Source organism: Streptococcus sanguinis, from assembly GCF_900475275.1.
Classification (GTDB): domain Bacteria; phylum Bacillota; class Bacilli; order Lactobacillales; family Streptococcaceae; genus Streptococcus; species Streptococcus sanguinis_N.
Map to the genome: position 1 here is coordinate 784,378 of NZ_LS483364.1, position 26,042 is coordinate 810,419.

The window sequence follows — 26,042 nt, forward strand, 5'->3', positions numbered from 1 at the left end:
TATTAGATAACAATTAAACCCGAGTAATTGGCTCGGGTTTCGTTTATAGACTATTTGGGAAGATTTCTGGTTTCTGCTTGATACCATTCAATTTTATTATCTAATTTTTTTAGTGACATTTGCCAATTTTTAATTTGTTCTTGAACAAAACTGCGGTGCTTCTGCAGCATTTCTAAGCGTTCTTTCAGACTGCCATCACCCTGGTAGCGCAAGTCAGCATATCTCTGAATATCTTTCAAATGCATACCCGTATCTTTTAAACGCTGGATAAACTGAACCCAAGCAAGATCGTTCTCATCATAGAAACGCTGACCACTTTGATCTCTATCAACTTTAATCAATCCTCGTTTCTCATAATATCGGAGCGTATGCGTTGATAAATTCACTTTTTGGGCAAATAGACCGATTTTCATAAAAAACCTCCTTTGATTTCTTGACTTAGAGTATGGTCTAAGATTTATAATGACATTGTAATCGTTTAAGGAGGTAAATGCAAATGAAAAATAAGCGATTTGAACGTGGATTAGAAAGACTCAATCAGATTGATGGTGAGGGCGGTGAGAAGGTCATTTCCTCTCTGAAAGAAATAGCTCCCGATCTAGGAGACTACATTGTAGAATTTGCTTTTGGTGATATCTATAGTCGTGAGGGACTGAATCTACAGGAGCGAGAAATCGTCACTCTTGCTAGCCTTTTGACACAGGGAGGTTGTGAAGCACAGCTGGAAGTACATATTCAAGCGGCTTTAAATGTTGGCTTAACCCCCGAAAAGATTATAGAATGCTTTTTGCAGTGCATCCCTTACGTTGGATTTCCTAGAGTACTAAATGCTGTTTTTCTAGCTGACAAACTATTTAAAAAAGAATAATAAAAAGGCCGCTGACTACATCAGTGGTCTTTCTAATTTTAATTCAAGTATTTATCCACATAATCATCAAAATCAGGATACTCATTTCAGTTCATGGCATAGAGCATTTCCCCATAGAGAGGGTCGCTAGACGGGTCATCAGGTTCTAGAAGAGTAGCTATTTTCATATCATCATCTGGGAAAAGGATGGTGTAGTGATAGGTATCGCTGACAGTGATACTGTAATATTTGGTGTTATCTTGATAGCCTGACTTATCTATCTTATAGTGAAATTCTTTATCACCTAGCTTGCCGGTCTTGTCATTGAAGACAATGTCAATGTCCTCGCCGTTTGCTTTCTGAGCCTTCCATTTTCCCTGAAAGCTAGCGTACTGACTGCAGGCACTGAGAAAGATTAGTGTTAAGAAAGTGATGAAAAGCCATGTTAGTTTTTTCATATCGTTCTCCTTGTCTATCCTTTGATATTATTCTACCACAAATATTAAAAATAAAAAAGCTGAGTTGGTAAACTCAACTTTTGCACAGTAGGTCTGTATCTGAGCTACTTATTCTGCAGCTTGGGCCCAGCGTTGGGATAGCTTGCGCGAGAAGCTGGAAATAGCGAAGTTAATCAGGAAATAGATGGCTGCTACTAGTAGGTAGAGTGCGAAGACCTGTTCAGCTTCAAAATAGCGTCCCATTAGAATTTGAGCAGAACCAAAGAGTTCTTGGAGCGCAATAACAGAATAGAGAAGGCTGGTATCCTTAATCACTGTGACAAACTGAGAAATGATGGCTGGCAGCATTTTCCGAATAGCCTGAGGTAGGATGATATAACGCAGAATTTGAAACTGAGTAAATCCTTGAGATAAGCCAGCTTCAGTCTGACCTGGGTCAATGGCATTGAGACCGCCCCGGATAATTTCTGCCAAAGCAGCAGAAGTAAAGACAGTGAAGCTGATGATACCGGCTGGCGTTGACTTAATCTGAAAGACTAAAAAGATAGTGAAGATCCAGAGCAGATTGGGTACGTTACGGACAAATTCGATGTAAATGCTGGCAATCAGCTTGAGCAGTTTATTTTTTCCGTTTCGCATGACGGCTAGAATAGTTCCAAAAATCGTGGATAGGACAATGGAAATGAAAGAAATTTGCAGTGTCAGCCAGAGCCCCTTAAGGATAAAGAGGAGGTTGTTTGTGGTTAAGACTTTTAAAATATTTTCCATAGAGACCTCCTTAGATGCTGTAAGCTTGTTTATTGGCTTCCTCTACCCTACGTCCCCAGCTGGCGATTGGGAAGCAAAGGAGGAAGTAGAGCAAAGCTGCTCCAGCAAAGGCTGGGATGTAGTTGGAGTTCAGAGCAGACCAGGACTTGGTCACGAACATCAGATCCATACCAGAGATAATAGCGACGGTAGATGTATTTTTTATCAGATTGACGATCTGATTGATTAGCGGTGGCAGGATAATCCGAAAAGCTTGGGGCAGGATGATGTATCGCATGGTTTCTACATAGGTAAAGCCCTGAGATAGTGCAGCTTCGGTCTGTCCGCGAGGAATGGACTGGATACCTGAGCGGATGACTTCAGCGATATAAGCACCGTGATACAGTCCTACACAAAGGACCGCAGTCCAATAGATTGAGGGCATGATGGTGTAATTGCTGACTAGCGGAAGACCGTAAAAGACAATTACAAATTGCACTAAGAGTGGTGTATTCTGGTAAAACTCAACAAAAACACGAGCTAGGCCACGTAGAACTTTATGCTTACCTGTGCTGATAGCTCCAAAGAAAATCCCTAGTAAAAGAGCCAAGATCAGGGCACCAATAGAAATAGCCAAGGTAAAGAGGAATCCTTGGAAAAACTTGCCAAAGTCCGCAAAGTAGGACTGCCAAGAAGAAATACTAAAACTCATGGGGTCTCCTTTCTAATCATCTGTTGAAGCAGATGGTTTTAAATCATATTTGTCATAAAGTTTCTGTAGACTGCCGTTTTCCTTCCATTTAGAGATTAGGCCATCTACATAGTCATTCAATTGAGTATTGGATTTTTTTGTTACCACACCATAATCGGCTTTTTTGAAGCTGTAATCCAAAATGTTTGACTTGGAGCTTACATAGCCGGTCAGGATGGACTTGTCAACAGAAATGGCATCAATACGGTGAGCCCGCAAGGAAACAGCAAGTTCCGGATAAGAACCTAACTCCACATATTTGAAGTTGAGTTTTTTCTCTTGGGCGATTTCTTCCAGCAAGGTCTGAGTGATAGAGCCTTGAACGACGCCGATAGTCTTGTTATTCAAGTCCTTGACGTCTGTAATTTTGCTGGATTTATTAACCAAAAAACCAGAAGCATCTGTGTAGTAAGGGGTTGTGAAATTATAGATTTCCTTACGCTCGTCTGTGATGGTAAAGGTCGCAATGACCATGTCAACTTGTCCATTGTCCAGAAGTGGTCCGCGTGTTTGTGCAGTAACTGGGACGTAGTTGATTTTGACGCCTAGTTCCTTAGCAATTTTCTTTGCAATATCGATTTCTAAGCCGCTGTAAGTATTGCTATCAGGATTGAGGTAACCAAAGTTAGGTACATCCTGCTTGACACCGACATTGAGGACACCGCGTTTTTGGATGGCCTTGACCTGTTGGCTGGTACTGGAATCGGCTTGTGCAGGAACAGCATTAATAAAGCCTAGAGTCAGAAGGAGTAAGAGTAGGCTGATGAGTATTTTTTGTAATTTCATAGGTCTTCTCCTTTTTAAGAAAGCACGTTATCACTCTCATGGTTGATAATTTTACTGAGAAACTGCTTAGCGCGTGGTTCGGTAGGATTGTCAAAGAAAGCATCAACATCAGTAGTATCCACTAACACTTCACCATCTGCTATGAAGATAATGCGGTCAGCTACCTCACGGGCAAATCCCATTTCGTGTGTGACCACAATCATGTTCATGCCGTCTTTGGCTAATTTTTGCATAACAGCCAGAACATCCCCGATTGTTTCAGGGTCCAGGGCAGAAGTTGGTTCATCAAAGAGCAGGAGCTCAGGATGCATAGCTAAACCACGGGCAATGGCAATCCTTTGCTTTTGTCCACCGGACAGCATGCCTGGGTAAGAGTCTTTCTTATCCCACATGTTGACAAATTCTAGATATTTTTGAGCGATTTTTTTAGCCTCTTGTTTATCCATTCCTAGAACTTTAATAGGCGCCAAAGTGACATTTTCTAACACCGTTTTGTGGGGGTAAAGATTAAAATGTTGAAAGACCATTCCGACTTCTTTGCGTAAGTTGACCAGATCTTTGGCAGCAGCGTTCACGACCTCGTGGCCATTGACAATCAAACTTCCCTGGTCAATACCTTCTAAAGCGTTGATTGTACGGATAAGAGTAGATTTTCCTGAGCCGGATGGTCCCAGCAGTACAACTACTTGCCCTTTTTCAAAACTGAGATTGATATTGCGCAGAGCATGGTAGTCTCCGTAATACTTTTCGACATTTTTAAATTCAACTAAAGCCATATCTTTCTCCTTTGTGTTAGATAATATGACATAGATTTTACCATAGAATAAATAAACTGTCAAATTGAATAAAAATGACTATTTTTATTCTGAGAAAAATTTTTTTGGATGAGAATCGTCCATTTTCTACAAATGTGGAATAAAAATGGCTTGAATTAGTGTTTTTTAAGAAAACTTTGGTATAATAAGACTATATAAATAAATAAAATTGGATTGGGAGTCTAGCTAGGCAAACTAGATTGCCTTTTGCACGTTTTGATGCAGGACGACTTAGCTGACTATGTCACAACTTTTCTATCATGGAGTTGATTCAATCCCAATCTTATGTTAAGGTGAACATATGAAGAAAATATTAGTTGTAGATGATGAGAAACCAATCTCAGATATTATTAAGTTTAATATGGCTAAAGAAGGCTATGAGGTTTTGACTGCCTTTGATGGTAAGGAAGCTTTGGAAATGTTTGAAGCAGAACAGCCAGATATCTTGATTCTGGACTTGATGCTGCCAGAAGTGGATGGACTGGAAGTTGCTAGGACTATTCGCAAGACCAGCAATGTGCCGATTATTGTATTGTCCGCTAAGGACAGTGAGTTTGACAAGGTTATCGGCCTTGAAATAGGTGCAGATGACTATGTGACCAAGCCTTTCTCAAATCGTGAGCTGCAGGCGCGTGTCAAGGCACTTCTTCGTCGGGCAGACCTTGTTGTGGAAAATCAAGTAGAAGAAAGTGGCCCGAACGAGTTGACCATTGGAGAACTGCAGATTTTGCCAGATGCTTTTGTTGCTAAGAAGCATGGCAAGGAGCTGGAGCTGACCCACCGTGAGTTTGAACTGCTTCACCATTTGGCGACACATATCGGTCAAGTGATGACACGTGAGCACTTGCTGGAAACAGTATGGGGCTATGACTATTTTGGCGATGTCCGTACAGTGGATGTGACCATTCGCCGCCTGCGTGAAAAGATTGAAGATACGCCAAGCCGACCTGAGTATATCTTGACTCGCCGCGGAGTTGGCTATTATATGAGAAATAATGATTGAAGCAATTAAACAATTTGTGATTTCTGCGGATTTTGTCTTTGCAATCATTATTATCGGCTTCATTGTAGTTGTGGCCTTGCTTTTATTGGAAAATCGCCGTGATAACCAAAAGCTTGTACAGCTTAATCAAAAGGTTAAAGATTTGATTGCAGGGGACTATTCTGAAGTGCTGGATATGCAGGGAAGTCCAGAAATCACAGATATGACCAACAGTATCAATGATCTTTCAGAGGTCATTCGACTGACACATGAAAACCTTGAGCAAGAAACAAAACGCCTTTCCAGTATCCTGTCCTATATGACAGATGGCGTGCTTGCGACCAACCGCCGGGGACAGATTATCACTATCAACGATATGGCAACTAAGCAGTTGGGAGTTAAGAGAGATGAGGTCCAAAATATGAGTATTTTGGATCTGCTTTCGATTTCAGACGAGTATGATTTGAGGGACCTGATTACCAATGTTCCTGAGCTGACGATAGATTCTCAGGATGAAAATGGTGAGTACTTGAGCTTGCGGGTTCGCTTTGCCTTGGTAAGGCGGGAGTCGGGCTTCATTTCTGGTTTGGTAGCTGTCTTGCATGATACGACCGAGCAGGACAAGGAAGAGCGGGAGCGTCGCCTCTTTGTCTCCAACGTCAGCCATGAGTTGCGGACTCCGCTGACCAGTGTTAAGTCCTATCTGGAAGCCCTGGATGAGGGAGCCTTGTCTGAGCCAGTAGCACCGGACTTTGTCAAGGTATCGCTCAATGAAACCAACCGCATGATGCGGATGGTGACGGACTTGCTCAGCTTGTCACGCATTGACAATGAGACCAGTCATCTAGAAGTGGAGCTGACGAATTTCACGGCTTTTATTACCTTTATCCTCAATCGCTTTGACAAGATAAAAAACCAAGACGAGACTAAGAAATATGAGATTATCCGTGATTATCCGATAACACCGATCTGGGTGGAGATTGATACAGATAAGCTGACCCAGGTCATTGATAATATCATGAACAATGCCATCAAGTATTCACCAGATGGTGGAACCATTACTGTTTCCATCAAGACAACGGATGAGCAGTTGATTCTCTCAATTGCGGATGAAGGTCTGGGGATTCCCAAGCAGGACCTGCCTAAGATTTTTGATCGCTTTTATCGAGTGGACAAGGCACGCAGCCGCGCACAGGGCGGAACGGGTCTGGGGTTGGCCATTGCTAAGGAAATTATCAAGCAGCATCAGGGCTTTATCTGGGCTAAGAGTGAGTATGGTGTGGGCTCGACCTTTACCATTGTCTTGCCTTATGAGAATGATGGCGTCCGGGATGACGACTGGGATAATGAAGATGATATATAGAAAGTAAACATGACTAAAGGATTTCAATACAGTATTTTGGCGTCAGGATCAAGCGGTAATTGTTTCTATCTGGAAACAGACCAAAAGCGGATTCTGGTTGACGCTGGCTTATCAGGCAAGAAAATTACGAGCTTGCTGAGCGAAATTGGCCGCAAGCCTGAGGATTTGGATGCCATTTTAGTGACTCATGAGCACAAGGACCACATTCATGGCGTTGGAGTGTTGGCCCGCAAGTATCATCTGGATATTTATGCTAATGAGGCCACTTGGAAGGCTATGGAAAAGGATTTGGGCAAGCTGAATGCTAGTCAAAAGCATATCTTTGAATTGGGCAAGACCAAGACCTTTGGAGACTTGGATGTGGAGAGCTTTGGTGTCAGTCATGACGCAGCCTGTCCACAATTTTACCGCTTCATGAAGGATGACAAAAGCTTTGTCATGCTGACGGATACGGGCTATGTCAGTGACCGGATGGCTGGGATTATCGAAAATGCTGACGGGTACTTGATTGAGAGCAACCATGATATTGAAATTCTTCGCAGCGGTGCCTATCCTTGGAGTCTCAAGCAGCGAATTCTGTCGGATATGGGTCACTTGTCTAATGAAGACGGAGCGGAGACCATGATTCGGACTCTGGGCAATCGCACCAAGCGAATCTATCTAGGACATCTCAGTAAGGAAAATAATATCAAAGAATTGGCCCACATGACCATGGTCAATCAGCTGGCTCAAGCCGATATGGCAGTCGGTCACGACTTCCAAGTCTATGATACCTCGCCTGATACCGCAACGCCTTTGACGAGTATTTAGAAATCAAAGCAAAAGGTTTGGTTTTATTGCTCTAGTGCGATATCCATTATATATTTAAAAAGTAACGGTTTTATTTTGCAAAGGAGCTTGTATGCGACCAATTTACTTTGTGATAGGTCTATTATCTTTAGGGTTAGGTGTTTTGGGAATTTTTCTTCCTCTCCTGCCGACGACACCATTTCTTCTCTTGTCCATTGCCTGCTTTTCACGCAGTTCCAAGCGTTTTGAGAATTGGCTCTATCATACAAAGATGTATCAGACCTATGTGGCAGATTTTCGAGAGACGGGAACGATTGCCAAGGAGCGAAAGAAAAAGATTATTATTTCCATCTATATCTTGATGGGGATTTCCATTTTTCTAGCGCCTATTATTTGGGTCAAGATTGGACTGTTGGGTCTGACCATTTTTATCACCTATTATTTGTTTAAAGTAATTCCAGATAAGGAATAGAAATCATTGTCAGCAGGTGCGTTTGCGCCTGTTTTTTGTTATAATAGAGACTGTATATCTTTGGAAAGGAAAAGGTATCGTGCTGCTTATCTGACTGAAGTCAGCATGATGTAAAATAGTAATGGAAAATTTGAAAAAAGCATTGCTGGAGCAGTTTGACTTGGTTTTCGCTGATGAGACCTTGTTGGAAACGGCTTTTACCCATACGAGCTATGCCAATGAGCACCGCCTCTTAAAAATTTCACACAATGAACGCTTGGAATTTTTAGGAGACGCTGTTCTGCAACTGATTATTTCGGAGTATCTTTATACCAAATATCCTAAGAGACCAGAGGGCGACTTGTCCAAGCTGCGTTCCATGATTGTTCGGGAAGAGAGCCTGGCAGGCTTTGCCCGTGATTGTCGGTTTGATCATTTTATCAAGCTGGGACGCGGTGAGGAGAAGTCTGGCGGCCGGAATCGTGATACGATTTTAGGAGATTTGTTTGAGGCCTTTTTAGGCGCTTTGCTCTTAGATAAGGGTGTGGAAGCAGTCAAAAGCTTTCTCTATCAAGTCATGATTCCCAAGGTGGAAGCGGGAGATTTTGAGCGGGTGACGGACTATAAGACCAAGCTGCAAGAGTTGCTGCAGATTAATGGTGATGTGGAAATTACCTATCAGGTCATCTCCGAGACAGGACCGGCTCATGCCAAAAATTTCGAGGTGGCTGTTCTCATCAATGGCCGCAAGTCCGGTCAAGGCCAGGGGCGTTCTAAAAAGCTGGCCGAGCAGGAAGCTGCTAAAAACGCATTTGAAAAGGAAAGTTCTTCATGTTTTTAAAGGAAATTGAAATTCAGGGCTTCAAGTCATTTGCTGATAAGACTAAAGTTGTCTTTGATCAGGGAGTGACAGCGGTTGTTGGGCCAAACGGTTCCGGCAAGTCCAATATTACGGAGAGCCTGCGCTGGGCCTTGGGAGAGTCCAGTGTGAAAAGTCTGCGGGGCGGCAAGATGCCCGATGTGATTTTTGCGGGAACAGAAACCCGCAAGCCACTCAATTACGCATCCGTGGTAGTGGTTCTGGACAACAGTGACCAATTTATCAAGGATGCTGCCAATGAGATTCGGGTGGAGCGTCACATTTACCGCAGCGGTGATAGTGAGTATAAGATTGACGGCAAAAAGGTCCGTCTGCGCGATGTCCATGATCTCTTCATGGATACTGGACTGGGACGAGATTCCTTCTCCATCATTTCCCAAGGGAAGGTTGAGGAAATCTTCAACAGCAAGCCAGAGGAACGTCGGGCAATCTTTGAAGAAGCTGCTGGAGTGCTTAAGTATAAGACACGTCGTAAGGAAACGGAAAGCAAGCTTAGTCAAACTCAGGATAATCTGGATCGACTGGAAGACATTATCTACGAGCTGGAGAGCCAGGTCAAGCCCTTGGAGAAGCAGGCTGAAACTGCTAAGCGCTTCTTGAGTCTGGATGGCCAGCGCCGAGAGCTTTACTTGGATGTTTTGGTCGCTCAGCTGACAGCTAATAAGGAAAAGTTGATCAAGGCTGAAGAAGATTTGACGAATATCCAGCAGGAGCTGGCAGCCTACTACAGCAAGCGAGATGAGCTGGAAGTTGAAAACCAAACCTTGAAGGCCAAGCGCCATGAGCTCAATCAAACTTTGTCTGATGATCAAGCTAGTTTGCTGGAATTGACCCGCTTAATCAGTGATTTGGAGCGTCAGATTGATCTTTCTAAGTTGGAGTCCAGTCAGGCAGCGACGAGCCGCCGGGAAAATGAAGAGCGTTTGGCTGCTTTGTCAGAAAAACTGGCTCAGATAGAAAGCAACATAGAAGACAAGCAGGCTGAATTGAGCCAAATAGCTGCCCAACTGACTGACAATGAGGAGTCTATCGCTGCTTTGGAAGCAGAATTAGCAGACTTTTCAGATGATCCGGATCAGCTGATTGAGCATCTGCGTGAGCAGTATGTCAAGCTCATGCAGGAAGAGGCAAATCTTTCTAATGACTTGACTTCTCTGGAGAGCCAGCTGGCTAGCGAGCTTAAATTGGCTGAGAGCAAGAAAGCAGACTATGCTAAGCTACAGGCTGATTTGGAAGCTAGTCAGACTCAGGAGCAGGCTGGTTTGGAGGAGTTGGAAATTGCTCGCCAAGCCCTCAAGAATCTACTAGCAGACTACCAAAGTCAGGTTCAGTTGGTAGAGAAGCTAGAGGCTGATTATAAGCATCAGCAGACTAAGATGTTTGAGCTTTTGGACGACCTCAAAAACAAGCAGGCACGTTCTAATAGTTTGGAAGCCATTCTCAAAAATCACAGCAATTTCTATGCTGGGGTCAAGAGTGTGCTGCAGGAAGCTGGCCGACTGGGTGGCATTGTTGGAGCAGTCAGCGAAAAACTCAGCTTCGATCCCCACTATCAGACAGCGCTGGAAATTGCGTTGGGAGCCAGCAGTCAGAATATCATCGTAGAAGATGAGGCGGCTGCGACTCGGGCTATCGAATTTCTGAAGAAAAATCGAGCTGGCCGGGCAACCTTCCTGCCTTTAACAACCATCAAGCCGCGTCAGCTGCCTGACCATAACCGTGCTACGATTGAAAAAAGTGCTGGTTTTCTGGGACTGGCTTCTTCTTTGGTCACCTATGAGTCATCGTTAGACAGCATTTTTCAAAATCTGCTGGGAACGACCGCTATTTTTGATACAGTGGAGCATGCCCGAGCAGCGGCTCATCAAGTGCGCTATCAGGTTCGCATGGTGACTTTGGATGGAACAGAGCTTCGGACTGGCGGTTCCTATGCCGGTGGTGCCAACCGCAATAACAATACCATCTTTATCAAGCCGGAGCTAGATGCTTTGCTTGAGGAGATTAAGCAGAAAAATGTCAGCTTGAAAGAGCAGGAAGAAGCGGTGCAAATTCTGCAAAACCAGCTAAGTCAGGCTAAGCAGGTATTGGAACAAATCAAGACAGACGGTGAGCAGGCCCGCTTGGCTGAGCAAAAGGCTAATCTGGCCTATGAACAGTTAGCCAAGCGTGTAGAAGAACTCACAAGTCTGAAAAATCTACAGGAGCAAGAGTTGGCTTGTCAATCTGCTTTGGATATTTCAGAAGAGAAAGACCGACTGCTGACCCGCTTGACCGAAATTGAGCAAGAAAAAGCAGACATCACTGCAGAAATAGAGCAGGTTAAGTCGAACAAAGATGCAGTTCAGGCTCGTTTTGACAAGCTTTCCTCTCGTCTAGCTGAACTCAAGCTCCAGCGTACAGAGCTGACCTCCAACCAACGCTTTGAAAAGAATGACTTGGAACGTCTGTCCGAGGAAAAAGCTAGCCTTGTAAAAGAGCAGGCGACCTTGGAACTCTTGATGGAGCAAAAGGAGCAGTCCAGCCTGCAAAAGGTCGATATTACAATCCTGGAAGAGCAATTAGAGGCCGCCAAGCAAGAAAAGACTGAGCTAGATCAAAGGCTGATTCGTCTGAAATTTGAGCTTGAAGATCTGGAAGGTCAGTCTGATGATATTGCCAGTCGTTTGGAGCAAGCCCGCCATCAAAATGAAGAATTGATTCGTCGGCAAGCCAAGGCAGAGGCAGAAAAGGATAAGCTCATGGATGTCATGCGCCGTCTGGCAAGCAATCTGACAGATGACTATCAGATGAGTTTCGAAGAAGCAAGCAGCCAGGCTCGTCCGTTAGAAAGTTTGCCAGCTGCTGAAAGCCAGGTTAAGGATTTGGAAAAAGCCATTCGAGCTTTAGGTCCAGTCAATCTGGAAGCAGTTGAGCAGTTTGAAGAAGTCAGCAATCGTTTGAACTTCCTCAACGAACAGCGAGACGATGTCCTATCAGCCAAAAATCTGCTCTTAGAGACGATTGAAGAGATGAATGACGAAGTCAAGGAACGCTTTAAATCAACCTTTGAAGCCATTCGTGAAAGCTTCAAGGTGACTTTCCGTCAGATGTTTGGCGGTGGTTCGGCAGACCTGATATTGACGGAGGGAGACTTGCTGACGGCAGGTGTAGAAATCTCCGTACAGCCACCGGGCAAGAAGATCCAGTCGCTCAATCTGATGAGCGGTGGCGAGAAGGCCTTGTCAGCTTTGGCTCTGCTTTTCTCTATCATCCGTGTTAAGACCATTCCTTTTGTCATCTTGGATGAGGTAGAAGCAGCGCTGGACGAGGCTAATGTTAAACGCTTTGGGGATTATCTCAATCGATTTGACAAGGACAGCCAGTTCATCGTGGTCACTCACCGTAAGGGAACCATGTCAGCTGCAGACTCTATTTACGGAGTTACCATGCAGGAGTCTGGGGTTTCCAAGATTGTCTCGGTCAAGTTAAAAGATTTAGAAAGTATGTAACATGAGTATAAAATTAGTAGCAACGGATATGGATGGCACCTTTTTAGACAGTAAAGGTCAGTTTGATATGGATCGTCTCAAGCAAGTTTTGACTCGCTTCAAGGAAAAAGGTATGTATTTTGCCGTGGCTAGCGGACGCGGCCTCTTGTCGCTGGAAAAGCTGTTTGAGGAAGTGCGCAATGAGATTATTTTTATTGCTGAAAACGGCAGTTTAGTGGAATTTCATGGCGAGGACCTCTATGAAGCAACTATGCCTCGGGACTTTTACCTCAAGGTTTTTGACAAGCTGCAGGAATCACCCTATGTCAATGTCAATGAGCTGCTTTTGACGGGCAAACGTGCCTGCTATGTCTTGGAGACTGTGGATCCGACCTATCTTTCTTTCAGTGCTCATTATAATGAAAACATTCAAAAAGTAGCGAGCTTGGCTGACATCGACGATGATATTTTCAAGTTTACGACCAATTTTGCTGAGGACCAAGTCGCAGCTGGCGAAGCTTGGGTCAATGAGAATATCGACGGAGTCAAGGCCATGACAACTGGCTACAAGTCGATTGACATCGTTCTGGACCATGTGGATAAGGGGGTTGCCATTGTCGAGTTGGCCAAGAAGCTAGACATAGATCTTTCTCAAGTCATGGTTTTTGGTGATAATCTCAATGATTTGCACATGATGCAGGTGGCTGGCTATCCGATTGCGACTGAAAATGCTCGCCCTGAGATTTTAGAAGTGGCCAAGGAAGTCATCGGCCACCATGATGCTCAGTCGGTTATCACTTACATGGAGGGATTATAATGGCAGATATAAAACTGATTGCTCTGGACTTGGATGGAACTCTTCTGACTTCAGACAAGAAGATTTCTGAGCGCAATTTAGTAGCTTTAAAAACAGCTCAGGCCAAGGGAGTTAAGGTAGTTCTGACTACTGGCCGTCCCCTTAAGGCTATGGACTTTTTCCTGCATGAGCTGGGAACAGACGGTCGAGAAGATGAGTACACCATTACTTTTAATGGGGGACTTGTTCAGCGCAACACTGGAGAAATTCTTGATAAAACAGTCTTTTCTTATGATGATGTGGTTCGGATTTATGAGGAAACAGACAAGCTCCATATCCCTCTTGATGCTATCTGCGAAGGACTTGTCTATCAGATTCAATCCGATCAAGACTCGCTTTATGCTCAGTTTAATCCAGCTCTGACCTTTGAGTCCATTGATTTTAGTGATTTGTCCAGCCAGCAGACTTATAATAAATGTGTCACTGCTTATGCTCAAGAACCACTGGATGCGGCTATTGAGCAAATTTCACCGGAATTATTTGAGCGCTATGAGATTTTTAAATCTAGAGAAATGCTGCTGGAGTGGTCCCCTAAAAATGTCCATAAGGCTAATGGTTTGGAGAAACTGATTGCCCATTTAGGTATTGAGAGAAGTCAAGTCATGGCCTGTGGTGATGAAGCCAATGATCTGTCTATGATTGAGTGGGCTGGTCTGGGAGTGGCTATGCAGAATGCAGTAGCCATCGTCAAAGAAGCAGCCAATGTGGTGACACCTATGACCAATGATGAGGATGCAGTGGCTTGGGCTATTGAAGAATATGTACTAAAGGAGGATTAGCCGATGGGATTATTTGACCGCCTTTTCGGCCGAAAAAAACAAGAACCGCCGATTGAAGAAGTTGTCAAGGAAGCATTGGAAAACATTGACGAGCTTGAAGAAGAAACAGCGCCTGTTCCAGAAGCAGGAGAAAATTTTGAAGCGGAAGCTGTTCAGTCCTACCAAGGCGAGCAGCAACTTGATGACCAAATTTCGGATACAAAAAATAGTTTGGCTGATGTTGAAGAGCCAGCATCTCAAGCCATCCAAGAAGAAAGCAAGGAGCCAGAGCATGAAAGAGAAATTATTGCAGAAAATCAAGAAATGGCTCAAGGAGCAAGTCAGACTGAAGAAACTCTAGAAGAGCACCAGTCTGAAAGCAGTGACGAAACGATAGAAGAACTTGTTGAACAAACAAACCTATCGGATGAAGCATCACCTCATGTTGAACATGAAGCTGTTTCTAATGGCGAAGTACTATTTGATTCAAATAATGAGTTCGAGCCAGAAACAGAAGCTAAGTCACTAACAGAATCAGAACAGGTAGACCAAGCAGCTGATGTTGCTGAAGAATCAGAAGCAGGAGCTACAGAAGAGCCTGCAGAACTTCCTCAAGAGGAATCCACTCAGGAAAAATATGACCGCAGCCTAAAGAAGACTCGGACAGGGTTTGGAGCACGGCTTAATGCCTTCTTTGCTAATTTCCGCTCAGTAGATGAAGAGTTCTTCGAAGACTTGGAAGAGCTTCTCATCACTAGTGATGTAGGGGTTCAAGTGGCTTCCAGTCTGACTGAGGAACTACGCTATGAAGCTCGTCTGGAAAATGCTAAAAAACCAGCTGCTCTGCGTCAGCTGATTATTGAAAAATTGGTGGACATATATGAGAAAGATGGCCGCTTTAATGAAAAAATCAATTTCCAAAGCGGTTTGACTGTCATGCTCTTTGTCGGGGTTAACGGAGTCGGCAAGACTACCTCTATCGGTAAACTAGCCTATAAGTACAAACAACAAGGCAAGAAGGTCATGTTGGTAGCAGCAGATACATTCCGAGCTGGAGCAGTAGCTCAGCTGGCTGAATGGGGTCGGCGCGTAGATGTTCCCGTAGTAACGGGGCCTGAGAAGAGCGATCCTGCCAGTGTCGTATATGACGGAATGGAGCGTGCTCAGGCAGAGCAGGTTGATGTTCTTATGATTGATACGGCTGGCCGCCTGCAAAATAAGGACAACCTCATGGCTGAGCTGGAGAAAATTGGCCGCATTATTAAGCGGGTGGATCCAGAAGCACCACATGAAACTTTCTTAGCTCTCGATGCTTCAACCGGTCAGAATGCTCTGGTTCAGGCCAAGGAATTTTCTAAAATAACTCCAGTCACAGGAATTGTACTGACAAAGATTGATGGAACAGCTCGAGGCGGGGTTGTACTAGCCATTCGTCAGGAATTGGATATTCCAGTGAAGCTGATTGGCTTTGGAGAAAAGATTGATGATATCGGTGAGTTTAACTCAGAGAACTTTATGAAAGGCCTGCTTGAAGGCTTGGTATAAAACAAAAAAACCAGTACGAGTACTGGTTTTTTATGAACAATTTTTAAATCTTACTTATTTGGAGACCACTGCCAGTCAGCGCCAAATTCTCTAAGGAGTTCAAAGGAAGCATCTGGTCCCATAGAACCGACAGGATACTCATGGAGAGGCACTTCATTGCTACGCCAGAGCTCTTCAATCTGATCGATCAGCTCCCAGCTGGAGCGGACTTCATCCCAGTGGCTGAAGTTGGTTGAGTCATTGTTAAGGACGTCAAAGATTAATTTTTCGTAAGGATCAGGGGATGCACCACTAGCTGTTGCGTCTGTCCGGTAGTCCAGAGAAAGGGGAGCTAAGCTGAAGCGTTCGCCGACCTCTTTGCCATTCATGCTGAGAGAGAAGCCCTCAGTCGGCTGGATATGAATGGTCAGAACATTTGGTGCTAATTCCTCACCAAAGATAGACTCCATTTGCTTAAAGACGATATTGACAAGAGTGCCTTTTTCAGTGAGGCGTTTACCAGTTCGGAAGAAAAATGGAACATCACGGAAGCGCTCGCTATTTACGAAGAAAGCTCCTGAAGCAAAGGTTTCGGTCATAGAGTCAGGATTGACATTAGGCTCGCTCCGGTAGGAGATGTATTTCTTGCCTTTGACTGTGCCAGACTTATATTGACCGCGGATAAAGAAGCGTTTCAAGTCTTTTTTATCGGGCTGTACCAAGCGTTCAAAAACTTTGACTTTCTCTGCCCGAATGTCCTCTTTGCTAAAGCTTTTCGGCTTGTCCATAGCTAAGAGTGACAGGAGTTGCAGAGTATGATTCTGCACCATATCTCGTAGAGCACCGGACTGGTCATAGTAACCGCCACGTTCTTCGACACCTAGCTTTTCAGCAAAAGTAATCTGGACATTGTCAATGTAGTCACGATTCCAGATGTTTTCAAAGAGAAGATTGGCAAAGCGGATAGCGAAGATGCTCTGAATCATTTCCTTGCCTAGGTAATGGTCAATACGGAAAATCTGCTCCTCATCAAAGGCCGCTAAGAGTTCTTCGTTAAGTTGGCTGGCAGTTGCCAAGTCTGTCCCGAAAGGTTTTTCGACAATCAAACGTTCAAAGCCTTTGCCGTCTACGATATTTTCAGACTTGAGGTGTTTGGCAATGGTACCGAAAAATTGGGGTGCCATGGACAGGAAGAAGAGTTTATTGTGCTCAGCTTGGTATTGCTCATTGAGTCGGTTTTGAAGCTTGCGCAGTTCAATGTAGTGCTCGGTATCCTGCACATCATGACTTTGATAGTAGAAGTGACTGGCAAACTCTTGGGCTTGCTCTGGACTGTCAGCTAAATCAGCGATTGCTTCGACAACGACAGACTCAAAATACTCCTTGCTCCAAGGCCGGCGGGCTGTTCCAATGACTGCAAAATGCTTGGAAAGATTGCCAGACTTATAGAGCCTGAAGAGGGATGGATAGAGTTTTCTTTTGGCCAAGTCACCGCTGGCTCCGAAAATTGTTACAATAACTTTTGAAGACATCCTGATACCTATTTTCTAAATGATGTCTCTATTTTATCACAATTTTTCTAAAGATTGTATTCAGAAATTCGGTTTCTGAAAAGGGAGACAAATAGAAAGAAATTGACCGCTGCTTGAAACATATTCAAAGATAAAAAATGAGGCTAAGACACGATTGTGCCAGCCTCGTTTTCTTTATTCAAATACCCGATAAACGTAAGGATTTTCCGGTTTTTCTACCTTATCAAAGCTTTCAACTTCTAGAGTTGGCAGGCTTTGTCCCAGACTTTTATGGTAATGCATGGCAATTTTCCCCTTGGCATGAATCCAGGTATTATTCTCGAAATGCTGGGTATTTCCAGTTGTCAAGAGGCCATAGACTCCAGAGTCAGCAATACAGTGGATGATACCAAAGCGAAAGAGAAATTGACTTTTCTGATCGCTCGGGTCATTGTAGACAAAACCAGTAAATTCAAGTGTTTTACCAACAAATTCATCTGGATAATCATAGATAACTTCCATTACTTCCATGTAATTTTCAGTCGTGACCTGAATGGTATCTTGCTTGATATATTTCTTGGCAACTGCTCGCATTTCTTTTTCATAAGCCCCTTTGGTAAAGTAGGTGCTAGTGTCCGGCTTCAGGTATTGACTGGTAGTACCTTCGTCCTGCTGAACAGCTGTCGAAGTTCCTTCAGCCAGTGGAAAATGAAATCCTTTAGCAGAAACTGTTGTTGAATCCAAGGTAACAGTTGGAAAGAAAATTCCTACAAAGAGTGGGATGATAAGGAGCAGTATGCTACCCAGTTTTGCCCAGCGAGTATTTAAATGACTGTGGACATCCATCTTCTTCATCCAGATGATGAGCTGCACAACTGCCAAGATAAAAGATAGAATCATAGACAAGTAGGCCAGATAGGAGTAGTGGAGATTGATATATTGGTTGAGCTTGCCTGTCAGCTGTAGGTACATGGTGATCTCAAAGTAGCCGACTAAGATTAGAAATCGAATCATAGCACCACCCCCACGAGCCAAGAGTAAAGAAAGACGACGACGGTAACCAAGCTGATAAATTGCCAGATAAAGCGTGTCTTAAAGTAGTTTTTCATCATCAGCAGATTCTTGACATCTAGCATAGGCCCAATGACCAAGAAAGCTAAGACTGGCGATAAGCCGAAGCTAGCAATCAAGGAGCTCCCGATGAAAGCATCAGCTTCGCTGCAAAGTGAGAGCAGGAAGGACAGCAGCATGAGCAGGAGAATAGCAACAGCTGGTGTTGAGCTGATGGAGGTCAAGATTCTGGTTGGCACATAGACCTGAACCAGGCTGGCGAAGAGACAGCCAAAGACCAGATAGCGACCAGTATCGAAAAATTCGTCAATGGCCTGCACAAAGACCTGAAAAAACTTTTGCCCCTTGCTGAGATGTGAAAAGTCATGCTCATGGACTGCTTTGCGATTTTCTTTTTGGATATTGCTGTCTGCAAAGAAGCCCAGAAAAATCCCTAAAAGAATAGCCACTACCATAGAACCTAAAGCACGAAGCAGAGCCATTCGGAAGGAATTACCAAAGGCTGAGTAGGTCGCAAAGAGCACAATGGGGTTGATGACCGGAGCCGTTACCAGAAAGGGCACAGCCGTGTAACTGGGAACTTTCTTTTCCAAAAACCGATTTATAATGGGAACAATTCCGCACTCGCAAGATGGGAAGACAAAACCAACCAAGCTTCCAAAGAAAATCCGAGCCCATTTGTTCTTGGGTAGGAAACGATAAACCTTGTCTGGCGTGACATACACCTCGATAAAGCCAGAAATGATACTTCCAATCAAGACAAAAGGCAGGGCCTCAATGATAATGGAGAGAAAGATGGCACCGGCTTGCAGGACACTGGCCGGCAACTGAGAGAAGAAGCTCATTCTTTCTTATCCTTCTCGTTTTTAGATCTTTTCTTGTCTTCCTCAGGGAATTCTACCTTTTCCATCTTGGGTAGGGTAGCAAACTCCTCGAACATCTTGTCCAAATCGTCTGATCTAGTAAATTTAACAGCCATAAAGGCACCTCATTTCTAAAATAATAATTCTATTATACTACCAATCATCAAAAAATGAAATTTTGAAACATAAGGGACTTCTTGTCGCTGATTTACCCTAAATTTTTTTGTACAAATAGTACTAAATAGTTCTAAAATAGCCTATCTTTCAAAGCACTTGTGATATAATAGGATTGTTATGGAAAATATAAATATTGAAAAAATTGCCCAGAAATTGGGCCTTAAAGAAAGCCAAGTATCACAGGTCCTAGATTTGACCGCTGAAGGGAATACGATTCCTTTTATTGCTCGTTACCGTAAGGAAATGACAGGAAATCTGGATGAGGTCGAGATTAAGGCGATCATCGACTTAGATAAGAGCATGACTGCTTTGGCAGAGCGTAAAGCGACGGTCTTAGCTAAAATTGAGGAGCAGGGAAAACTAACGGATGCGTTGCGCTCTGAGATTGAGGCTGCTGAAAAGCTGGCTGATGTGGAAGAACTTTATCTTCCTTATAAGGAGAAACGCCGTACCAAGGCTACTATTGCCCGTGAAGCAGGTCTCTTTCCTTTGGCCCGCCTCATCCTACAGGATGCGGCTAACTTGCAAGAAGAAGCTGAGAAACTGACTAGTGAAGCCTTTCCGACAGCAGAAGCTGCTCTTGCTGGAGCAGTGGATATTCTGACTGAAGCAATTTCCGAAGATACTAAGCTGCGGGCTTGGACCTACCATGAGATGCAGACCAATTCTTTTATCGTATCCAGTCTCAAAGACGGTGATTTGGATGAAAAGCAGGTCTTCCAGATTTATTATGATTTTTCCGAAAAAGTAGCGACCATGCAAGGCTACCGGACACTGGCCCTTAACCGTGGTGAGAAGCAAGGTATTCTCAAGGTTGGTTTTGAGCACAATCTTGAGAAGATCTTGCGCTTCTTTGAAGTACGTTTCAAGGTGAAAAATGCCTATATTATTGAAGCTGTTCAGCAAGCGGTCAAAAAGAAAATCATTCCAGCCATGGAGCGCCGTATTCGGACCGAGCTGACTGAGGCCGCTGAGGATGGAGCGATTCAGCTCTTTTCAGATAATCTCCGTCATCTTCTCCTAATTGCTCCTCTCAAAGGTCGCGTAGTACTGGGCTTTGACCCAGCCTTTCGGACAGGAGCCAAGCTGGCTGTTGTTGATGCGACAGGTAAGATGCTGACGACTCATGTTATTTATCCAGTAGCGCCAGCAAAGCCAGCTCAGATTGAAGCTTCTAAGAAAGAGTTATCGGAGCTGATTGAGCAGTTTGGCGTGGAAATCATTGCCATCGGAAACGGAACTGCCAGCCGAGAAAGTGAAGCTTTTGTAGCAGAAGTTTTGAAATCCCATCCAACTGTCAGCTATGTCATCGTCAATGAAAGCGGAGCATCTGTTTACTCTGCTAGTGAACTAGCTCGTCATGAATTTCCAGATTTGACTATTGAAAAGCGCTCAGCTATTTCCATTGCCCGCCGTCTGCAGGATCCTTTAGCAGAGTTGGTTAAGATAGATCCTAAGTCTATCGGGGTTGGCCAGTACCAGCATGATGTCAGCCAGAAAAAGCTGTCTGAAAGCCTGGGCTTTGTCGTTGATACCGTGGTCAACCAAGTCGGAGTTAATATCAACACCGCCAGTCCTGCACTGCTGGCCCACGTAGCTGGTCTTAATAAAACTATCTCAGAAAATATTGTCAAGTATCGGGAAACAGAAGGTTTGATTCGGTCTCGCGAGGCCATCAAGAAAGTGCCGCGTCTGGGTGCAAAAGCTTTTGAACAGGCAGCCGGCTTCCTGCGTATTCCCGAGAGTGATAATCTGCTAGACAATACAGGCGTTCACCCAGAGTCTTATAAGGCGGTGGAGGAGCTCTTTAAGCGTCTGGAAATCAGCAGTTTGGATGAAGCGGCCCAAGCCAAATTAAAGGCTGTTCGGGTTGCTAGTTTGGCTGCAGAGCTGGGCTTGGGAGAAGAAACCCTCAAAGATATTATTGCTGATCTGCTCAAGCCTGGTCGGGATTTGCGTGATTCCTTTGATGCGCCAGTTCTGCGGCAGGATGTCTTGGATATCAAGGATCTGCGTATCGGTCAAAAGCTGGAAGGGGTCGTACGTAATGTCGTCGATTTCGGAGCCTTTGTGGATATCGGTATCCACGAAGACGGTCTCATTCATATCTCCAAGCTGAGCACTGACTATATCAAGCATCCTAGTCAGGTCCTATCTGTTGGCGATTTAGTCACAGTCTGGGTGGATAAACTGGATGTGGAGCGGGAGAAGGTCAACCTCTCTCTGATAGCACCAAATGAATCTAACTAACTATGTCAAGCGGGTTTCAGCTGAGGATTTTGGCTGGGAATTCCGCCACCAAGCTTATTGGAACAAGCGTCTCCGCACTACAGGGGGACGCTTCTTTCCTAAAGACGGACATCTGGATTTTAACCCAAAAATCTATGAAACTTTTGGGTTGGAGACTTTTCGAAAAATTGTTCGCCATGAGCTGGCTCACTATCACCTATATTATCAGGGTAAAGGATACCGCCATGGGGATCGAGATTTTAAAGACCTGCTCAAGCTAGTTGATGGTCTGCGCTACGCCCCCTCATTGTCAGATTCGCAATCCCTTCTCATCTATGAATGTCTGAGCTGCGGAGCACTTATCCGTCGCAGACGCAGAGTCAATCTTCAAAAATACCGTTGCGGACGCTGTATGGGCAAGCTCTGTTTATCAGAGAAAGCTTGATAGATTAGCAAGAGAGTTCCTTGAAGAACTCTCTTTTTTCAAAAGAATGAATTTTCTAAGGTATAATCAGCCTTTGGCCCGATTGTTTTTCTGTGAAATGTGGTAGAATAAAGTAAATATGATCATTGAGGTCTCTATCATGAACGTGAAATTCTATAAGTTGAAAAAGAATCGACTGATTTCCGGTGTCTTGTCCGGTCTGTGTGATAAATTTGATTTTGATCTGAGTCTGGTGCGCTTCCTCTTTATTATCTTTACTGTGGTCAATTTCGGCTTGGGAATTCTCATCTATATCCTGCTGGCTATGGTTATGCCCTATAAAGAAGACATAGAAGAAGAAATGTATGGAACCGGCCCGCGCAAACGAAAAGAAGCAGAAACTATCGAAGACGATAAAGACGGCTGGTTTTGGTAATTCTTAATAAAATAGAAAATTTCGGGATGCACTCCCGATTTTTTACTAGATGAAGAGGAGAGAATGATTTTATGAAAAAATTTTCAATCAAATGGTATGCACTCAAGTTCTTGTTTTATATTATTCTGTCATATATTGTTAGTTTTGGAGGACTTGGTCTTCTGGCTTTTCTCTTTAAGTTTAACTATGGTACTAGTCTGACAGTGTCTTTTCTAGGGATGATGATTTTTGGTTATGGCTTTTTGAATTTTTTCTTCTTCCTATTTACACCGCCAATTAGTCAATCTCTGAAAAAAAGTGTTTTGCTACTATCTATTTTCATGCATCCGCTTTTTATTGCAGTTTCTGTTTTCTTTTTGAATATTTCTCATGAAGATGGCCTAAATAATTGGCTTAATAGTTTGAAAAGTATGATTCCAATATTATTCATTTGTCTTCTAGTCAATACTTTCCTTTATTTCTTAGCCTATTCTATCAAAAAGGCACGTAAGCAGCTACGTATAGCTAAACAAATGGAAAATGCTGAGTCCCTTGATTTATCAGATCATTTTGAAGATTAGTGAGTCAGTATTATGAAACAATTTTCTTTACCGGTGTATTTGTGGAAATTTTTCCTCTATTTGATTATTAGTTTAATTCTACATATAGTTCTTATTTTTGCTGCTGGCATGGTAGCAGGAGGATATGCTGGCTTGTTTGTTTTCTTTATAGGTATTCTAGCTTTTCCATTTGGCTTGTGGAATTTATTCTTTTTCTTGAAAGTATTATACCCGGAGCAAAGTTCAGAGCGTATAGTAGGACTTGTATCTATCTTATTTCTGCCAGTTCTATGTCTCGTAATTTATGGTTTTGTTGGAGGTTTCCAAATAATAATAAGCTCCTTGCCTACTAGCCTATTTTATATTTTTGGTATGCTAGTTTCAAATACAATCGTCTACTATATAGCTCATTCAATCAATCTTTCTAACTATAAAAAGCGATCTATATCTCAAACTGAAATAGACTAAACCTGGAAAATTCAACGAAATCCTAAACATTTATTCAAGGAGGAAATATGACAGAAATTTGGAATGCCTATGACTTAAATTGAAATCAACTCCCTCATCTCCTGGTTCGAGGCGAACAAATTCCTGAAGGACAGTTTCATCTCTGCGTCAATGTCTTGGTTCGCCATCAGGATGGTGATATTCTCTTTATGCGGCGGTCAGCCAATAAAAGCCTCTATCCTGGCTACTATGAGTTCGGAGCAGGAGGCAGTGTGCTGGCAGGAGAGGATAGTCAGACAGCCGCCTTACGTGAATTAGAAGAAGAAACAGGCCTGGTTCCTGACAGCATCAGACTTTTGGAGCAGGTGTGCTCTGTCAATGATCAGTGCCATTTCGACTACTATGAGGTGGTTGTGTCTGGCGATAAGAGTCAAGTCCGCTATCAGGAAGGCGAAACAGATGCCCATGTCTGGTTGCCTCTGAAAGAGGTCCCAGATTTTGTAGAAAACCATCCTTGTTTTAATAACCAAAAGAAGATTCTTAACAGCCTGCTTGACTAAGACCATGGCTGTTTTTCTATTTTTACTAAAAAGTTGATTTAAATCAAAATATTTTTTCGCTCTAAAATCAATCTTAAAGATTCTTTTGAGGTAAAAATTTGCTATAATAGAAGCAGACAAATTTGAAGGGAGAAGACAATGTCAGTAAAGGTCAAAGACCTCTTAAAAATGTCTCGTCTGTCTCAGGAGTACGGTGATAAAGTATTACTGGAAAAAGAAATTAAAACTTCAGATATTTCTCGGCCTGGACTTGAAATGACTGGATATTTTGATTTTTATACACCCGAGCGGATACAGCTGATTGGGATGAAAGAGTGGTCTTATCTGATGAAGATGAGCTCTCATAATCGCCATCAAGTACTGCTGAAAATGTTCCAGCCTGAGACGCCAGTGGTTATCATTGCTCGAAATTTAGAGATTCCTAAAGAAATGATTGATGCGGCTGATGAGAAGCAGGTTGCTATTCTTAGAAGCAAAGCCTCTACTAGCCGCTTGTCTGGAGAAATTTCCAGTTATCTTGATTCTCGGCTAGCTGAGAGAACCAGTGTTCATGGGGTTCTGATGGATATCTATGGCATGGGAGTTCTCATCCAAGGGGACAGTGGAATTGGTAAAAGTGAGACAGGACTTGAATTGGTTAAGCGTGGCCATCGTTTGGTTGCGGATGACCGAGTGGATATCTATGCCAAGGATGAAGTGACCCTTTGGGGAGAGCCAGCTGAAATTCTGCGCCACCTATTGGAAATTCGTGGTGTTGGTATCATCGATGTCATGAGCTTATACGGAGCCAGTGCTGTCAAAGATTCTTCTCAAGTTCAGATAGCTGTTTATTTGGAGAATTACGACACTCAAAAAACTTTTGACCGTCTAGGTAATGATACAGAGGAGTTGGAGGTTGCCGGTGTCAGAATTCCACGTATTCGGATTCCTGTAAAGACTGGCCGCAATATCTCAGTCGTGATCGAGGCTGCAGCGATGAACTATCGAGCTAAGCAAATGGGCTATGATGCTACTAAGATCTTTGAAGAGCGCCTCACCGATTTAATTAGCCGGAATGAGGTGAAACATGATTGATCCAGTAGCTATCCAACTAGGGCCTATCAGTATTCGCTGGTATGCCATCTGTATTGTCACAGGCTTAGTATTAGCCGTTTATCTTGCCATGAAAGAGGCTCCGCGTCGGAAGATTATTCCTGATGACATTTTGGATTTTATCCTAGTGGCTTTTCCCGTAGCTATCGTTGGTGCCCGACTTTATTACGTAGCCTTCGAATGGGATTATTACGGTAAGAATCTGATAAAAATCATTGATTTTTGGAATGGTGGAATAGCAGGTATTGCTATTTACGGCGGGCTGATAGCTGGTGCTATCGTTCTCTACTTTTTCTGTCGGAGAAGGCTGATTCATCCGGTTGATTTTCTAGATATCGCAGCACCAAGTGTGATGATTGCTCAAAGTATTGGTCGCTGGGGAAATTTTGCCAACCATGAGGCCTATGGTGCGGCAGTTAAGAGTTTGAACTATCTGCCTAGCTTTATTCGGGAAAATATGTATATCGAAGGCAGCTACAGACAGCCAACCTTCCTCTATGAATCTGTATGGAACCTAATTGGCTTTATCTTGATTATTGTTCTCCGCCGTCGGCCTAAGTTGCTGAGGCAGGGAGAAATCGCTGCTTTCTATCTGATTTGGTATGGTTTTGGTCGGATGATTATTGAGGGGATGCGGACGGACAGCCTCATGTTTGCTGGTCTGCGTGTTTCCCAATGGCTGTCGCTGATTCTTATTTTTGTCGGAATCGGCATCATCATTTACCAAAGAAAAAAGCAAGCCCCTTATTATCAAGAATAAGAAATAATAGATCCGCTGACTCTTGTAAGAGATGTCTGCAATGAAAGGAGAGAAATATGATAATTGAAATTGCTTATGCTTTACTGGCGGTTGCCCTCATTATCTTCGTGATTTACTTGACGATTACTGTCAAAAATCTGGGCGAAAAAGCTGGTAAGATGCTAGATGAAACAGAAAATACCATTAAGGTCTTGACTTCTGATGTCAACGTGACCCTTCACCAAACCAATGATTTGCTGGCCAAGGTCAATGTCTTAACTGATGACATCAATCAAAAAGTCGCAACTATTGATCCTTTGTTTACAGCTGTAGCGGACCTGTCTGAGTCTGTTTCAGATTTAAACGTTCAGGCGCGCACGCTGAGTAAAAAAGCTGTGTCTGTTGGCAAGGGATCTGTCAAGACAACAGCTGGTTTATCTGCTTTGCGTTTTGCTTCAAAATTGTTTAAAAAATAAGAAA

Annotated in this window: 29 protein-coding genes; 19 read left to right on the forward strand and 10 right to left on the reverse strand. The window is 43.5% G+C overall.

Annotation, left to right across the window (positions count from 1 at the left end; genetic code table 11):
* Window positions 1-50: 50 nt before the first annotated feature.
* Complete coding sequence (locus DQM55_RS04115; protein WP_111675559.1) at window positions 51-413, reverse strand: MerR family transcriptional regulator; 363 nt, start codon at window positions 411-413, stop codon at window positions 51-53.
* A 77-nt stretch (window positions 414-490) separates the two neighbouring features.
* On the opposite strand from DQM55_RS04115, the gene DQM55_RS04120 reads away from it, so the two are divergent.
* On the forward strand, window positions 491-868 hold the full coding sequence (locus DQM55_RS04120) for a carboxymuconolactone decarboxylase family protein (RefSeq protein WP_002899930.1): 378 nt from the start codon (window positions 491-493) through the stop codon (window positions 866-868).
* Between the two features lie 86 nt (window positions 869-954).
* On the opposite strand, the gene DQM55_RS04125 is transcribed toward DQM55_RS04120, so the two are convergent.
* The 5 genes from DQM55_RS04125 to DQM55_RS04145 all read right to left on the reverse strand — a co-directional run bounded on the left by DQM55_RS04125 (window position 955) and on the right by DQM55_RS04145 (window position 4,365).
* On the reverse strand, window positions 955-1,305 hold the full coding sequence (locus DQM55_RS04125) for a hypothetical protein (RefSeq protein WP_111675560.1): 351 nt from the start codon (window positions 1,303-1,305) through the stop codon (window positions 955-957).
* A 108-nt stretch (window positions 1,306-1,413) separates the two neighbouring features.
* The gene (locus tag DQM55_RS04130) at window positions 1,414-2,073 is read right to left on the reverse strand and encodes an amino acid ABC transporter permease (protein WP_049547961.1); all 660 of its coding nucleotides are present in this window, start codon (window positions 2,071-2,073) and stop codon (window positions 1,414-1,416) included.
* A gap of 10 nt (window positions 2,074-2,083) precedes the next feature.
* Window positions 2,084-2,764, reverse strand: coding sequence for an amino acid ABC transporter permease (locus DQM55_RS04135; RefSeq protein WP_111675561.1), 681 nt, complete (start codon window positions 2,762-2,764; stop codon window positions 2,084-2,086).
* Between the two features lie 12 nt (window positions 2,765-2,776).
* Window positions 2,777-3,589, reverse strand: coding sequence for a transporter substrate-binding domain-containing protein (locus DQM55_RS04140; protein ID WP_111675562.1), 813 nt, complete (start codon window positions 3,587-3,589; stop codon window positions 2,777-2,779).
* Window positions 3,590-3,603: 14 nt separating this feature from the next.
* Window positions 3,604-4,365, reverse strand: a complete 762-nt coding sequence (locus DQM55_RS04145) for an amino acid ABC transporter ATP-binding protein (RefSeq protein ID WP_111675563.1) — start codon at window positions 4,363-4,365, stop codon at window positions 3,604-3,606.
* 340 nt (window positions 4,366-4,705) lie between these two features.
* Between DQM55_RS04145 and yycF the strand changes: the two genes are divergently transcribed.
* The 9 genes from yycF (at window position 4,706) to ftsY (ending at window position 15,495) form a co-directional block, all read left to right on the forward strand.
* Window positions 4,706-5,407 carry a response regulator YycF gene (yycF, locus tag DQM55_RS04150; protein ID WP_002894937.1) on the forward strand — a complete coding sequence of 234 codons (702 nt, stop codon included), beginning with the start codon at window positions 4,706-4,708 and terminating at the stop codon, window positions 5,405-5,407.
* A complete protein-coding gene (vicK, locus tag DQM55_RS04155; RefSeq protein ID WP_002899938.1) occupies window positions 5,400-6,749 on the forward strand; it encodes a cell wall metabolism sensor histidine kinase VicK in 1,350 nt (449 codons plus the stop codon). Before yycF ends, vicK begins: the two co-directional genes overlap by 8 nt.
* A gap of 9 nt (window positions 6,750-6,758) precedes the next feature.
* Window positions 6,759-7,559 (forward strand): MBL fold metallo-hydrolase, encoded by an 801-nt coding sequence (locus tag DQM55_RS04160; RefSeq protein ID WP_111675564.1) that lies wholly within the window; start codon window positions 6,759-6,761, stop codon window positions 7,557-7,559.
* Window positions 7,560-7,650: 91 nt separating this feature from the next.
* Window positions 7,651-8,010 carry a DUF454 family protein gene (locus DQM55_RS04165; RefSeq protein WP_002894940.1) on the forward strand — a complete coding sequence of 120 codons (360 nt, stop codon included), beginning with the start codon at window positions 7,651-7,653 and terminating at the stop codon, window positions 8,008-8,010.
* Window positions 8,011-8,131: 121 nt separating this feature from the next.
* On the forward strand, window positions 8,132-8,830 hold the full coding sequence (gene rnc / locus DQM55_RS04170) for a ribonuclease III (RefSeq protein WP_111675565.1): 699 nt from the start codon (window positions 8,132-8,134) through the stop codon (window positions 8,828-8,830).
* Complete coding sequence (smc, locus tag DQM55_RS04175; RefSeq protein WP_111675566.1) at window positions 8,821-12,357, forward strand: chromosome segregation protein SMC; 3,537 nt, start codon at window positions 8,821-8,823, stop codon at window positions 12,355-12,357. The genes rnc and smc overlap by 10 nt, the downstream gene beginning before the upstream one ends.
* Window position 12,358: 1 nt before the next feature.
* Complete coding sequence (locus DQM55_RS04180) at window positions 12,359-13,153, forward strand: Cof-type HAD-IIB family hydrolase (protein ID WP_002899943.1); 795 nt, start codon at window positions 12,359-12,361, stop codon at window positions 13,151-13,153.
* Window positions 13,153-13,971 (forward strand): Cof-type HAD-IIB family hydrolase, encoded by an 819-nt coding sequence (locus DQM55_RS04185; protein WP_111675567.1) that lies wholly within the window; start codon window positions 13,153-13,155, stop codon window positions 13,969-13,971. Before DQM55_RS04180 ends, DQM55_RS04185 begins: the two co-directional genes overlap by 1 nt.
* A gap of 3 nt (window positions 13,972-13,974) precedes the next feature.
* Window positions 13,975-15,495 (forward strand): signal recognition particle-docking protein FtsY, encoded by a 1,521-nt coding sequence (gene ftsY / locus DQM55_RS04190; RefSeq protein ID WP_111675568.1) that lies wholly within the window; start codon window positions 13,975-13,977, stop codon window positions 15,493-15,495.
* A gap of 50 nt (window positions 15,496-15,545) precedes the next feature.
* Here ftsY and zwf read toward each other — a convergent pair whose 3' ends face one another.
* The 4 genes from zwf to DQM55_RS04210 all read right to left on the reverse strand — a co-directional run bounded on the left by zwf (window position 15,546) and on the right by DQM55_RS04210 (window position 19,035).
* Window positions 15,546-17,006: a glucose-6-phosphate dehydrogenase gene (gene zwf, locus DQM55_RS04195; protein WP_111675569.1), complete on the reverse strand. Its 1,461-nt coding sequence runs from the start codon at window positions 17,004-17,006 to the stop codon at window positions 15,546-15,548.
* A gap of 174 nt (window positions 17,007-17,180) precedes the next feature.
* The gene (locus DQM55_RS04200; RefSeq protein WP_111675570.1) at window positions 17,181-17,999 is read right to left on the reverse strand and encodes a TIGR03943 family putative permease subunit; all 819 of its coding nucleotides are present in this window, start codon (window positions 17,997-17,999) and stop codon (window positions 17,181-17,183) included.
* The gene (locus tag DQM55_RS04205) at window positions 17,996-18,901 is read right to left on the reverse strand and encodes a permease (protein WP_004192862.1); all 906 of its coding nucleotides are present in this window, start codon (window positions 18,899-18,901) and stop codon (window positions 17,996-17,998) included. Before DQM55_RS04205 ends, DQM55_RS04200 begins: the two co-directional genes overlap by 4 nt.
* Window positions 18,898-19,035 (reverse strand): SPJ_0845 family protein, encoded by a 138-nt coding sequence (locus tag DQM55_RS04210; RefSeq protein ID WP_004192860.1) that lies wholly within the window; start codon window positions 19,033-19,035, stop codon window positions 18,898-18,900. Before DQM55_RS04210 ends, DQM55_RS04205 begins: the two co-directional genes overlap by 4 nt.
* 178 nt (window positions 19,036-19,213) lie before the next feature.
* Here DQM55_RS04210 and DQM55_RS04215 point away from each other — a divergent pair, with 178 nt between their 5' ends.
* The 9 genes from DQM55_RS04215 (at window position 19,214) to DQM55_RS04255 (ending at window position 26,038) form a co-directional block, all read left to right on the forward strand.
* Window positions 19,214-21,346: a Tex family protein gene (locus tag DQM55_RS04215; RefSeq protein WP_111675571.1), complete on the forward strand. Its 2,133-nt coding sequence runs from the start codon at window positions 19,214-19,216 to the stop codon at window positions 21,344-21,346.
* Entirely contained in the window at window positions 21,333-21,770 is a 438-nt protein-coding gene (locus DQM55_RS04220; RefSeq protein WP_004192856.1) for a SprT family protein, read from the forward strand. The genes DQM55_RS04215 and DQM55_RS04220 overlap by 14 nt, the downstream gene beginning before the upstream one ends.
* Before the next feature lie 139 nt (window positions 21,771-21,909).
* Window positions 21,910-22,185 (forward strand): PspC domain-containing protein, encoded by a 276-nt coding sequence (locus DQM55_RS04225; protein WP_317627992.1) that lies wholly within the window; start codon window positions 21,910-21,912, stop codon window positions 22,183-22,185.
* A gap of 71 nt (window positions 22,186-22,256) precedes the next feature.
* Window positions 22,257-22,745: a histidine kinase gene (locus DQM55_RS04230; protein WP_111675573.1), complete on the forward strand. Its 489-nt coding sequence runs from the start codon at window positions 22,257-22,259 to the stop codon at window positions 22,743-22,745.
* A gap of 12 nt (window positions 22,746-22,757) precedes the next feature.
* Window positions 22,758-23,192 carry a preprotein translocase gene (locus DQM55_RS04235; RefSeq protein ID WP_111675574.1) on the forward strand — a complete coding sequence of 145 codons (435 nt, stop codon included), beginning with the start codon at window positions 22,758-22,760 and terminating at the stop codon, window positions 23,190-23,192.
* A 101-nt stretch (window positions 23,193-23,293) separates the two neighbouring features.
* A complete protein-coding gene (locus tag DQM55_RS04240; RefSeq protein ID WP_231909460.1) occupies window positions 23,294-23,731 on the forward strand; it encodes an NUDIX hydrolase in 438 nt (145 codons plus the stop codon).
* Window positions 23,732-23,869: 138 nt separating this feature from the next.
* The gene (gene hprK / locus DQM55_RS04245) at window positions 23,870-24,805 is read left to right on the forward strand and encodes an HPr(Ser) kinase/phosphatase (protein WP_002894971.1); all 936 of its coding nucleotides are present in this window, start codon (window positions 23,870-23,872) and stop codon (window positions 24,803-24,805) included.
* On the forward strand, window positions 24,798-25,583 hold the full coding sequence (lgt, locus tag DQM55_RS04250) for a prolipoprotein diacylglyceryl transferase (protein ID WP_002914774.1): 786 nt from the start codon (window positions 24,798-24,800) through the stop codon (window positions 25,581-25,583). The genes hprK and lgt overlap by 8 nt, the downstream gene beginning before the upstream one ends.
* A 56-nt stretch (window positions 25,584-25,639) precedes the next feature.
* Complete coding sequence (locus DQM55_RS04255) at window positions 25,640-26,038, forward strand: DUF948 domain-containing protein (RefSeq protein ID WP_002894975.1); 399 nt, start codon at window positions 25,640-25,642, stop codon at window positions 26,036-26,038.
* Window positions 26,039-26,042 lie beyond the last annotated feature (4 nt).